The organism is Longitalea luteola (assembly GCF_017356035.1).
Taxonomy (GTDB): Bacteria; Bacteroidota; Bacteroidia; order Chitinophagales; family Chitinophagaceae; genus Niastella; species Niastella luteola.
Window position 1 is genome coordinate 43347 of the sequence record NZ_JAFIQX010000008.1, and the last position, 12690, is coordinate 56036.

The following is a 12690-nucleotide window of genomic DNA, read 5'->3' on the forward strand; positions in this document are numbered from 1 at the left end:
TGGTATTGTTATGACCGTTACAATCCCTTAGATTTGGCTATTCATTCTTATCACTCACCCCTACCCTCGCACTTTTAAACAAACTATATGATGCTTTTCAGGGCACCGTTAACGAGATCACTATCATTTTTCTTTATTGCAATACTGCCTGCAATAACCTGCATACTCACCAGTTGCAGCAGCACCAAGATCATTACGGAATACGATTGCGCCGATGCAGCTAATGTGAATAAAGACACTACAGTATGGCATTATTTCTGGGGTTTGAAACAATCGAAAGACATCCGGCCCCAATGTGATAACCGGTACAATCACCTGAATAAAGTAGTTGTAAAATCTACACCCGGTAATGTATTGCTCGCTGTTGTTACATTGGGTATTGTAATACCACAAAAAATCTCCTGGTGTTGCGCCCCGCCGAACCTGCAACCAGGCCGTCTGGGAAATTGAGCACACTTTAACATTGCATGCAACCTATCATCACAACATTAACCATATGGCATTTCCAGAAGGCATCTTACCGCTTCCTATCACCAACTGGCAGAATGGTCACCAGAACTTTACCGTGACATTAACAAAAGATGCCAGCTTTAACCTGCGCCTGCCCTTTGCCTTTACTGAAACAGAAAAAAATTATCATGCTACCACCAAAAATTTTCAATGGCTCATTCAACATGCCATTGATAATAATATCCGGCTAAGGGCCATGGGCAACGGGTGGAGCTTCAGCGATGTTGGTGTTTGCAATGGCGGACTGGTAGATACCCGGGAACTGCGGACCTTCTTTACGGTAGGCAACAGCTTTTTATCACCTGACTACCTCGCCACCGGTAAAACAGCGCAGGACCTGGTCTTTTCCCAGTGCGGCATGAGCATTTTGCAAATGAACAAAGAACTGGAACAGGAAAATGGCTGGCTTCGTTGCCTGCGTGCTTCCGGGGCCAGTAATGGACAAACCATTGCAGGCGCCACTTCAACCGGCACCCACGGTGCGGGCCTGTCGGCAGGCGCCGTACATGACGCAATTGTCGGTTTACATATAGTAACCGGCGCCAACAGGCATGTATGGCTCGAACGGGCATCCTACCCCGTTGCCTCCCCTGCATTCACTGACTGGCTGGGCGCTGAAGTATTCCGTGATGATGATCTGTTCAATGCGGCTGTAGTAAGTTTTGGGAGTTTTGGTTTTATCCATGGCGTATTACTGGAAACAGAACCCATCTATCTGCTGGAAAAATACACATCGGCCAATATTCCATACGACGATAATCTGAAACAGGCCATCAACGAATGGAATTTCGATGCACTGAATGATTTTCTCCCCTTCCCGCCCGAAAGCCCCGGCCGTAGTTTATACCATTTCGAAGTGTTGGTGAATCCACATCGTTTTGCCATCAATGATGCCGACAAAGGCGTTTTCCTGAAAGTGATGTACAAAACACCTTACCGCACCGATTATCCCAGGCCGGTTTTGCCGGATAGTAATTTCCAATACGGTGATGAATTGCTGGGCCTTGTACAAACCATTCTCGATGCTATCGGCAAAAAGCTTACCCAAAAACTGGTGCCGCCGCTCGTTACCAAATTGTTTCCCCTGGCGTTTGCAGCCAACGAAAAAGCGATAGGCACTATCGGCGAAACCTTTACCAATACCCGTTTCCGCGGCAAAGCCGCCAGTGCAGCCATTGCTATCGACAGCGCCCATGCAAGCAGGGCCATTGAAGAGATCGTTCAACTCAACAGCAAAACTCCTTTTGCCGGAGCCCTGGCATTACGCTTTGTAAAAGGCACCAAAGCCACGCTTGGCTTTACCAAATTTGAAAAGAGCTGCGTACTCGAAATGGATGGTGTTGAGGCTGCTACCAGCCGCCGTTTCTTTACCAGTGTCTGGAACCGGTTCGAAGAAATTGGCCTTCCTTATACGCTTCATTGGGGCAAGATCAACTTCCACCTGACCGAAGCGCGCATTCGGCAGATGTATGGCGATACGGCCGTGAACAAATGGCTGACCGCCCGTCATAAATTGCTGGATGATGTGACGCAGAAGGTTTTTAATAACAATTTCATGGAAAGAACAGGCCTCGTTTGACCGATGTGATAATGTGATAATTCGATAATTTGATAATGAATACACTGATTCGCTATCAGCGGGTATTTCCATCATCACATTATCACATCATCACATTGTCACATTATCACATCATCACATCATCAAATTATCAAATTAACTAATTGCCTACACTTTCACATAAATCCTCTTCTTATCCATCCAGTACCCCACCAGCCAACAAAGGAGCATATACAGCACTGCCTGCACCAATGCACCAACATACGGCGTAACCAGGTAAATGAAGAGGTTGTCATACAACCACCTGAATACGGTAATGCCGGATGGCAGGCGGAATACATTCCATAGAATGACCAGTACTTCCGATAGCAAATAAATGAATAGGGGATTTTTACCGAACACCTGGAAGAAGGGTGTCCAACCTGTCTTTTGCTGAATATCGGCTACAAAAACAATGGCGGCAATGATCAGGCAATCCAGTCCTACCGTTTGTACGACAAAAGAGCTCGTCCAGAGTTTTTTATTGACAGGGAAGGAATAATTCCAGAAATGCGCCAGTACCAGTAAGGCAAAACCAGCCAGCATCAGTTTCGTGAGCGCTTCGTACGTACCACCTTTCTGCTGCAGGAACTTTCCCACCCAATAACCCGCCACCACGTTGCCAATGGCAGGAAATGTACTTAAGAAGCCTTCCGGATCAAACGGCACGCCGTTGCCATGGTATAAATGGCCGGGACCGATCAGTAAAAGATCGAGCTTCAGCACGGCGTTGCCCTGTAATGAAAAAGGATCGGCGGCATCGCCAAAGAAATACAATATGGGCCAGTAGAGCAGGACGATCGCAGCTGTAATGATCACAGCAGCGCGGAACTTCAAAAAGTAGATCATTAAAGAAGCAAAGCAATAGGCCAGCGCAATGCGTTGTAAAACGCCAAAAACGCGTGTTTTGTCAAATGGCAGGAAAAAGTAGCCGCCGGTTGTATTATCGGGCCGCACAAAGGGAAACCAATACATCAGGTAACCCAGCATAAAAATGAGCAGGGTGCGTTTGAAGATCCTGGCCAGCACTGAAGCCGTGGTAGCCGCCTCCCATTTGGGCATCACGAAGCTCATGGCATTACCTACTGCAAACAGGAATGAGGGAAAAACAAGGTCGGCAGGCGTAAACCCATGCCATTGCGCATGCATTAAGGGTGCAAAGGTATGATCTCCATCCGGTGACGTATTGACGATGATCATAAAGCAGATGGTCATACCCCGGAACACATCGAGGGCCAGGAAACGTTTTTGTTGTAGCATGTCAGTTCTTAGTTAGCGTAGCAGTAAATACCTGGCGCATCGAAAGTAATCATTTCAAATGAACAGGCAAATTTCTGTAGCCCTGACATGGCTTTTACTTTTTTTCTTTTCCAAAGAATGCAGACAATGCCTTGATACTGTCGGTATTAATATAGTCCACTTGCAGCTTCATCAACTGGCGCCAGGCATTGGGATTATCAGGCGCAGCCCAAAACCGAACCGTTTTCCCCTGGGCATGTGCCCGGTTTACCAGTTGTTGCAGGGTATCTCTTTGCGCGGCTGGTATATTGCCATTGCCATTCCATGGCGTATATTTTTTCAGGTTATCGCTCATCATAACGATGCGTGACAGGGCTGCAGCCGGGTATTCCTTATACAACTCCCCGTCGAACCAGATAAAGGAAGGATAAGAAGCGTATGCAGTCACATCCGGGCGGTTACCGCTAATGGCAATTCGCAGGGAAGGGCAGTTTGTAATGGCAGGATATTTTTGCAGCAGTTCCACCAGTTTATTCAGGGTGGCGACTGCCTCTGTTTTTATGTCGATCATGAACTGCAGTCGGCGGCTGGTATCAGCATAAATATAGCCCTTGTTCTTTTTGATATATGCCTGCAATGGTTTCAGGTACAGCTCCTCCAGGGTACGGTGCAGCACCAGTTCACTGGTGGTATGGGCTACCAGCAATTCACCGTTGTGCCAGAAGATATCGGCTTCAATAGATCCGAATTTTTCATTGTATGCTGCATTCAAAGGCACCGGCTGTTCATAATCATTATGCGAATGGGCATTGGCTGTAGTGTAAACAGATGGTTGGGCAAGGGCAGCAGTACCTGTGAGGAAAACGACTATAAATAATAGCTTGTTCAAAATATTATAATTTTCGGTTATCCGGTTAGTCAGTTCCAACGTACGAACATAATAACTTTAAGTTTGCAAAATAAATAGATTAGCATTTCAATTGCCATTCTGATATTTAAGAAATTATTAGCTAATAGTAGTTCCTATAACGGGCTATGTCCCATCGAAAAATTATGAGCCCACCAGTTGGCGGGCTCATAGGTGTTACTGATAACTGAATACTTATTGAACGGTTATATTTAACTCCTGCACATCTCCTTTGTGATCATACCTGTTGATGTTGTCTGCTACAAAGGTTGCTTTATAAATGCCGGGGGTTTCGTAAATATAATTGTACCCCGGCATAAAAGTGGTCATATTCTTTAATGGCGTACCTGTATCGGGCGTAACCTTGTTCAGCACCAACGGCTTGGAAATAACCCAGCCTTCTGCCTCTGCACTGGCCGCAGTAGTACCCCCTTTTATCTGCAACTGGGAAGTAGAGATCGTCCAGGCAACACCAGGCGCTTTCATAGCTACCGATTTAAAACCAGCGGTAGATTCACTAATGGCCAGCAGCGCATACGAAGTATTATCGGCCAGCACATTCGACAGGTTAACTGATCTTATTGTCCACGTCCTTTGGGCACTACCGGCAGCACCGGTATATTTAAACGCAATGTATACCGGATGATCGCTGGTAATAAATGGAGCAAGATCGATCGTGCCTGAGGGTGTAGCCGTATTATTGGTCGCCAGTACAGCTTTGTTAGTAATATCTGTCCAGGTAGCCTCATAAATATTTGTTGAGTCATACACTCCTGAAAAATCCGTCGACACCATCAGACGCAGGGTATTTGTCTGCGTGCCGGTTGTCATTTGCGATGTGAATTGCAACTGCGGAATACCATCAGCTGTGACCCGTTCGCTGTACTCATATTTATGATAGGGTTCTCCGGAATAAAAAGTCAGGTACCAGGGGTTGCCGGTGAAGGAGAAACGCACGGTATCGACGGTGCTATATGTTTCTTTGTCTGTAGTGACCGAAAACCCTGTTGCATCAACCGTTTTCTTATTGCAGGCCACTCCCAATAGGAGGCTGATTGCTATGATGAATATTTTCTGCATGATGTTTTTTTGAAAGATGAGCCGGTTTGGTTTACCAGTAAGGATTCTGCACCATTTTCTTGTTCAACGACATTTCGATCAAAGGAATGGGATATAATAAATGCCGCTCGGTAACATTACCTGCATTCACTGCTGCATAAGAATAGGTAGAAGTAGCCCTTGTTTTGATCTCATCAGCAGCATCATGCATGGTCTCCACAAAAATTCCCCAACGGATGAGGTCTGGTTTGCGCAATCCTTCGAAACAAAGCTCGCGTGCTCTTTCGTCGCGGACCTCCTGACGGAAGTCTTCCCGGGATGTTATGGTTGTATCGGATAAACCGGCTCTGTGACGTACCAGATTCAGCGCCTCATGCGCCAAAGGGGTTGCGCCGGTCACTTCATTTTCCGCTTCAGCCAGCATCAGCAATACATCGGCGTAACGCAACATAGGGAAGTTGGTGGGCGTGTAGTTCTTGTTCTTGGGTGAAGCCACTTCATATTCACGACGCCATTTGGCCACATTACGGCCATAGATATTGTTGGCGGCCAGCGTTGTTTTAACCCCGTCGGCATTCAGCGTGTAGGTTGATATTGCCCAATCCCTGCGCACATCGGCTGGTTCATACAAATAATACAGCTTCCAGGTCGTACTGTTGAATCCATACGCATAACCGACGACATCGGTGTTGGTTGATCTGCATAATACGCCGTTCTCATTTCCGATGCGGCCGCCTTCGCGAAACGCATCGTTATTGGTGCCATAACATTCAGCTTCCCAGATACATTCCTTGAAATCCTCGATGTCTTTCGATTCATTTATGAAGATCTGCTTGTAATCAGGATTCAGCATATGTTCGCCGGATTCCTTTACTTTCAAAGCCCACTCCCTGGCGTCCTTGAATTTCTCCGTATCATGCAACGGCGCACCGGCCATGGTAAGATATACCCTTGCTAAAATGCCCCGGACAGTTGATTTTGAAATTTGTCCTGAAGAACCGATCTGTGTCGCCGTTTTTACCAGGGTTTCTGCTTCTTTCATATCAGCTATGATCTGCGCATATACCTCACTGGCGGGGGTACGGGCTATATCTACATTATTTACAGACGTAGATTGTGTAAGCTTCAAAGGCACATCGCCATAATACTGTACCAGGGTAAAGTAATAAAACGCTCTTAAAAACAAGGCTTCTCCCCGTACAATGGCTTTCTTCTCATCACTCATATCTTCTGCTTCATGCATATTTGCCAGCAATGTATTGGCCCGTTCTATCCCTACATACAGGTTCCTCCACAGCGTGGTTATATAAGTATCAGAAGGATCGTAATTATAGCGGAAAGGACCGGTTGGGAAACTGGTATATGAAAAGAACGATTCATCGGTTGTAGCATTATGCCGAATCGGTATCTGCCCACCCCACATGGTTTCCTGTGACAAAATATCGTACACTCCTGCCAGTGCCGCGGTTACTTCTTTTTCATTGGAATAATAGTTTTCCGGCACCAGGAAAGGAGGTTTTTTATCAAGGAATTTTTTGCAGCTGCCGGCCAGGACAAGTGCGCCTGCCAGCAGTCCCATTAAAAAAATCCGTTGCTTCATATAATATATTGTTAATAAGCTAATCAATTTGGTTTGGTATAAATGACAGGGTGATCAAAGTGATAGATTCAGACCAACGGTCACCGTTCTGGCCCTGGGATAAGAGGAATAGTCGAATCCCGGCGTAAGCGCTGAATAACCGATCGACACTTCGGGATCGGACCCGGAGTATTTCGTCCAGGTATACAGGTTTTGTGCAGCCACATAAACGCGGCAGCTTTTCAACTTTATATTCCGTAACAGCTTTGATGAGAGGGTGTAACCCAAAGCCGCGGTTTTAAAACGCAGGTAAGAACCATCTTCAATAATTCGGGTAGAATAGGCATACCCATACTGACCACCGGCACGAGGCATGGTAGTGTTGGTGTTCTCGGGTGTCCAACGCGCCTGGAAGCTCTGATACTGGTTAAGGTAGGTCTTATTACCTGACTCAAAATTCAACCTGTTAGCGTTAATTAGATCATTGCCATACGACCACTGGAAGAAAATGTTCAGATCGAAACCGCGGTATTTAAAATTATTGCTGAAGCCTCCGATATGAACGGGGAACCCACGGCCGATAACAGTACGATCGAAATCGTTCACCACTTTATCTCCATTCAGGTCGCGATATTTTACATCGCCGGGCTGAATGGCGCTACGCGTATTGCCATTGGTAGTAACATTATCTTTCAACAGATATTTACCATTGGCCAGCGTCGTAAAGTCTTCATACTGATATACGCCATCATGGATGTAACCATATACCTGCCCCAGCGGCTGATTCATTTTGGTAATATAAAGCGGGATGGAGGCATACCAGGAATCCCAATTCATGTTAGATACAATACTTTCCTGGTTTTCGGCCAGTGCAACGACCTTGCTTTTGTTAAATGAAATATTGAAGCTGCTGTTCCAAACGAAATCGTGCGTATTGATGTTAACTGATGACAATCCAAATTCAAGCCCTTCATTGCTGGTTTTACCAATATTCTTCATAGCTGAAGGATAGCCGGTTGTCGGCGGCAGGCCGGCATTCAGCAACAGGTTACTGGTCACTTTCTTATAATAGTCAACAGTAAGTGACAAACGCTGGTTGAAAAATCCAACATCAAAACCAATATCCGTCTGGGCGGTAGTTTCCCATTTCAGGTCTTTGCTCTCCATGCTCGACAATACCGCACCCTGTTGTAACACATTGTTGAAAGAATAATAAGCGCCGATGGGAAAATCAACCTCCGGATAAGTAGCATATTCGCCTACACGGTTATTGCCGGTGATACCCCAGCTGGCCCTTAATTTTGCATCAGACAGAAAGGAAATATCTTTCATGAATGGCTCATTGATCAGTCGCCAGGCAACAGCGCCGGATGGGAAATAGCCCCATTTGTTGCCTTCCCTGAATTTAGAACTGCCATCGGCCCTGAATGAAGCGGTGAACAGGTACCGGTCTTTGAAGGTATAGTTTACCCGCGACAATGCCGACACCAACGTCCATTCCGTCAATACCGGATATACCGGCTGCGGTACGCCCAGGCCCAGCCCCAGCAAACCCATGGATTCGTATGGCAACTGATTGGCAGAAGTGCCATTCGACTCATAATGATTGCCCTGCATGGTAAGTCCGGCCACTGCATTGATGCGGTGATCACTGTTAAACCGTTTATCAAAGCTGAGGGTGTTTTCGTTCAGCCAGTTCATGGTCTCATAATACATGATCGAACCATTCATTCCATACACGGTGCTCGGATTACCTGACCGCGTTTTGGAATTATTGAAAGCATCGGCGCGCTGCATATTACTGTTAATGCCACCCGTTACCCGCAGTTTCAGGTTCTTCAATATGGCATACTCCAGGTATGCGTTGGCAATAAGATTATTGACATTCCTTAACCGGTATTCATTCTCTGCAATTACGATGGGATTCATCCGATAGTCGGTGGTGGGATTCACCATATCGTCAAACAGTTCGTCCTGGTAATCGCCGTTAACCGGTTTATTGGGTCGCAGCGGTGTAACGGGACGATACCCCCAAACACTGTAAAGCAGGTTATTCATCGATGAATTTGACTGGGAAGAAGGGATCATACCGGTACGTTTGGTATTGGTATATAAAACATATCCACCCACTTTAACTTTGTCGTTAATGATCTGGTCAAGGCTCATTTTTCCCTGGTAGCGTTTGAAGCCCGAATTAATGATGATGCCATCCTGGTCGAACAATTCACCAGATACGCTGTATTTTGTTCTGGCAGTACCCCCGGTCAATGACAGGCTGTGATCCATCATGGAGGCATCGCGATACAGTTTCTTCTGCCAGTCAACCGCTTGCACATCTTTGTAATCATCGAGTGTAACCCCATTCGCCAGGTATGTGTCATTGATATCTGATACCCCCTGCTCCATTTGCAGCTTTACAAATTCATAGGGGCTCATTACGGGAATCGTTTTGTTGTTCTGCTGCAAGCCGTAATAGCCGCTGTACCTCACCACGGGCGGACCATCTTTTCCTTTCTTGGTGGTAATGATGATAACGCCATTTGCGCCCCTGGCGCCATAGATGGCAGTAGCCGATGCATCTTTCAATACATCGATCGATTCAATATCGTTCGGGTTAAGGATGTTATTATCAGGGTTCTCAATGGGAAATCCGTCGATCACGTACAAGGGCGAATTATCCTGTGTAAGGGAATTGTTGCCGCGTATAATGATAGTAGTGGCAGCGCCGGGCTGACCTTCGGTTGAAGCAACCTGTACCCCCGGCATCCGGCCCGCCAGCGCTTCTTCAAATGAACGCACCGGGGCTTTTGACATATCTTCCATACTTACCTGCGATACGGAACCGGTCAGGTCTTTTCTTTTTACGGTTCCATACCCTACTACCACCACATTCTCTAACCCTTTTGAATCAATCTCCAATTGTACGTTCAATTCCCTGTTTAGGTCATTCACTTTCATCTCCAGCGTAGTAAAACCAACGTAGGAGAATAACAATACTGCGCCGGGTTCTATGTTCCTCAATATGAATTCTCCTTTGGCATTCGTTCGGGTGCCACCCGACTGGCCGCGTACTGTTATGGAAACGCCCTCGATAGGCTCCTTCGTTTGGGCATTCCGTACCTGGCCCCGTACGTCGCCAAACACCGCATTTGATGAAATGACCACACGTTTAGGCTCGTCCTTTAAACGCAGCACAATCGTCTTATCAACTATGCTGTAGGTTAACGGTTGTTCCGTAAGGCAAAGGTCAAGTACTTCTGTAAGAGTAGCATCCTTTACATCAATGGTCACCGGTTTCGCTTTTTGTAACCACTCCAGATCATAGAAGAACAGATAGCCGGTTTGTTTCCTGATATCTTTGAACACCTGGTCAAGTGATGCATTCCGACGGGTTAAACTTAATTTTTGTGAGAAACCAATGGCATGTACCTGCAGGCAAGCCGCCAGTAGAAAAACAGCGCTAAATTTCATACAGCGCGCGGTTTTGAACAGTAATCGTTTCACCTTCCGCTCCGGCCGGAGAGAAGGTGCTTGGCAAAGAACCTTCGATGACATAGTTTTGTAATGATTGTGGAAAAGAGCCCCTGCTCTCAAAAGGCAGCTCCATCCTTTGGTTAGAGTTTAGCAGTTACGAATTAATTGTTACCCGTTAACCCAATCGATCCCGTTGCACCGGGATCTGCAACCGGAAACACGCCCATGTTTCCGGTTTTTTTATGGGACAGGCCAGTTGGTTTTTCATGGATCCATATATGCTTTGTTTTAGTAATGTTCTTAGTTAAGTTATTGATCATACGGTAAGGGCTTTCATTACTGATTACCGTTTCATGGGAGCACCGTTACTGTGGTTCCTTCAATGGTAAAATGAATTTTACTGAGTTCCAGGATCTTCAGTACCTGCGACAGGTTCGAATTCCTGGAAACCTGCCCGGCGAAGCGGCGGGCAGGGATCCTGCCCTTGAAGACCACCTGCACCTTATACCAGCGTGCCAGCTGCCGCATGATCGCCTGTATGTCTACGTTATTAAAATAAAATAATCCATTCTTCCAGGCTATTGCTTCTTCCAAATCCACATCATCAATAACCCGGATATGGCCCTTACCAAGAGCGGTGTTCGACAGTTGTGCCTGCTGGCCGGGATTAAGCACTACTGCATTCTTAACATCCGGCATTTGCTTATCGGCAGGCATCACCCATTGTCGTACTTTTCCTTCCAACAGTGTTGTTCTGATCGTTCTTTCATCCTCATAGGCATTCACGTTGAACTGTGTTCCCAACACTTCTATGAGGCCTTCCCGGCCCCTGGCGCCTGTTGATGAAGAAGAAAAATGCACCCGGAAAGGCTTAGCATGATTTTTCTTTATATCAAAATAGGCTTCTCCTGTTAGTTCAACCAACCGCTCTTTACCCGTAAATGCCGTGGGATATCGAATGGAAGAAGCTGCATTCAGCCACACTTTACTGCCATCGGGCAATTCGAGAAAATATTGACCGCCCTTCGGCGTCGACAACATATTATATGCAGGTGAATGGTCGTTGGGCAAGGAGGCATGCGCATGTTGATATGCCAAACTACCGTCTTCCTTTTTCTTTACAATGGTTTTACCTACAGTAGCAATGGTTCCATTGGCAGCCTTGTCAAGATCGATCACTGTGCCATCGGCCAATGTCAACGTAGCTTTATTGCTACCAGGCATAGCATCATTGACAGCCGGTGCTGGTAACTGGTTGGTTTGAACGATTTTTTCCGTAGGCGTACGAATACTAAAGTAATAAACGGGTATAAAAGCCAGGACCACTATGGCAGCGGCCATGGCAATCTGAAACCAGATACGCTTTATCATTGGAGCTGCTGCAGGTGGTTCTTCTGAAGTATGGATCTGTTGCCAGATCGCTGTTTTCATTTCCTGGCGCAACGCTTCCTTTTCTGCATCATCCTGTGATCCCTTTTCCTCGCCCCCGTCAAAACTTTTATAATAAGCGTCAAGGAATTCTTCTTCGGCTGGCGAAGCTTTGCCAGCCAGGTATTTTTGTATAAGCCGGATCAATTTCTTTCTGGCATCTAATTGGGCCATTATGCGGTTGCTTTATAGTAAGTACCGGAAATGGCAAAAACTCCCTTCCTGTTCAAAAGAATTTTTACAAAAAAATTAAACGTTAGAACATCATAAAAAAATGGGCAATATGCAAACGCAAGCGGTAAATAATGGCGCCCAACTGGTTCTGTACTGTTTTTTGAGAGAGACTTAATTCGTGGGCGATCTCTTTGGTAGATTTATCGTGCTGGGTATGTAACAAAAATATAGTGCGTTTTTTTTCGGGCAGTTGGTCTATCCAGCTCTTTACATGTTCAAGAAATTCTTTTTCGATCAATGCTCCCTCTGCGATGAAGGAAGAGGAGGCAATGGTTTCATATAATTCGAAGAATGAAGGACCTGTTTTCTCTTTCGCCACCAGTTTGTATACCTGAAACCTGACAGCCGTTAATAAGTATGCTTTCAAATTGCTGATAGCTACCTGCCCTCTTCTGCACCACAGATCAACAAATACGTCCTGAATAATGTCCTTACATTGTTCTTTGTCTTTAAGTCGTCTGAAAGCTGTATCATAAAGTAATTCCCAATAACGGTCATACAAGGCGTCAAAGGCATCCCTGTTATCCTGCGCAAGCAAATCAAGCAATTCGGTGTCGTTGTGTTGTCTCAAAGCAGTTTGGCTATAGTTAGTTCGGTTCAGGTAAAAATAAAAAAATAGCTGAATTATTTTTACCTGTTTTGCTATTAAAGATCAAATGAACA

General features: G+C 45.9%; 9 protein-coding genes. 2 read left to right on the forward strand and 7 right to left on the reverse strand.

Features of this window, described 5'->3' with window-relative positions:
* Positions 1 to 87 precede the first annotated feature (87 nt).
* Both JUB15_RS18850 and JUB15_RS18855 read left to right on the forward strand, forming a co-directional pair.
* Positions 88 to 450, forward strand: coding sequence for a hypothetical protein (locus tag JUB15_RS18850; protein ID WP_207514078.1), 363 nt, complete (start codon positions 88 to 90; stop codon positions 448 to 450).
* A 46-nt stretch (positions 451 to 496) separates the two neighbouring features.
* Positions 497 to 2089 carry an FAD-binding protein gene (locus JUB15_RS18855; RefSeq protein WP_207514080.1) on the forward strand — a complete coding sequence of 531 codons (1593 nt, stop codon included), beginning with the start codon at positions 497 to 499 and terminating at the stop codon, positions 2087 to 2089.
* Between the two features lie 147 nt (positions 2090 to 2236).
* Here JUB15_RS18855 and JUB15_RS18860 read toward each other — a convergent pair whose 3' ends face one another.
* The 7 genes from JUB15_RS18860 to JUB15_RS18890 form a co-directional block, all read right to left on the reverse strand.
* Positions 2237 to 3367 (reverse strand): acyltransferase family protein, encoded by a 1131-nt coding sequence (locus JUB15_RS18860; protein ID WP_207514081.1) that lies wholly within the window; start codon positions 3365 to 3367, stop codon positions 2237 to 2239.
* Positions 3368 to 3461: 94 nt separating this feature from the next.
* Entirely contained in the window at positions 3462 to 4235 is a 774-nt protein-coding gene (locus tag JUB15_RS18865) for a phosphatidylinositol-specific phospholipase C/glycerophosphodiester phosphodiesterase family protein (protein ID WP_242696421.1), read from the reverse strand.
* A 213-nt stretch (positions 4236 to 4448) separates the two neighbouring features.
* A complete protein-coding gene (locus JUB15_RS18870; protein WP_207514082.1) occupies positions 4449 to 5333 on the reverse strand; it encodes a DUF5017 domain-containing protein in 885 nt (294 codons plus the stop codon).
* A gap of 31 nt (positions 5334 to 5364) precedes the next feature.
* Positions 5365 to 6912: a RagB/SusD family nutrient uptake outer membrane protein gene (locus tag JUB15_RS18875; protein WP_207514083.1), complete on the reverse strand. Its 1548-nt coding sequence runs from the start codon at positions 6910 to 6912 to the stop codon at positions 5365 to 5367.
* Positions 6913 to 6966: 54 nt separating this feature from the next.
* A complete protein-coding gene (locus tag JUB15_RS18880) occupies positions 6967 to 10362 on the reverse strand; it encodes a TonB-dependent receptor (RefSeq protein WP_207514084.1) in 3396 nt (1131 codons plus the stop codon).
* A 354-nt stretch (positions 10363 to 10716) separates the two neighbouring features.
* On the reverse strand, positions 10717 to 11967 hold the full coding sequence (locus tag JUB15_RS18885; protein ID WP_207514085.1) for a FecR family protein: 1251 nt from the start codon (positions 11965 to 11967) through the stop codon (positions 10717 to 10719).
* A gap of 82 nt (positions 11968 to 12049) precedes the next feature.
* Entirely contained in the window at positions 12050 to 12598 is a 549-nt protein-coding gene (locus JUB15_RS18890) for an RNA polymerase sigma factor (protein ID WP_207514086.1), read from the reverse strand.
* Between the last annotated feature and the right edge of the window lie 92 nt (positions 12599 to 12690).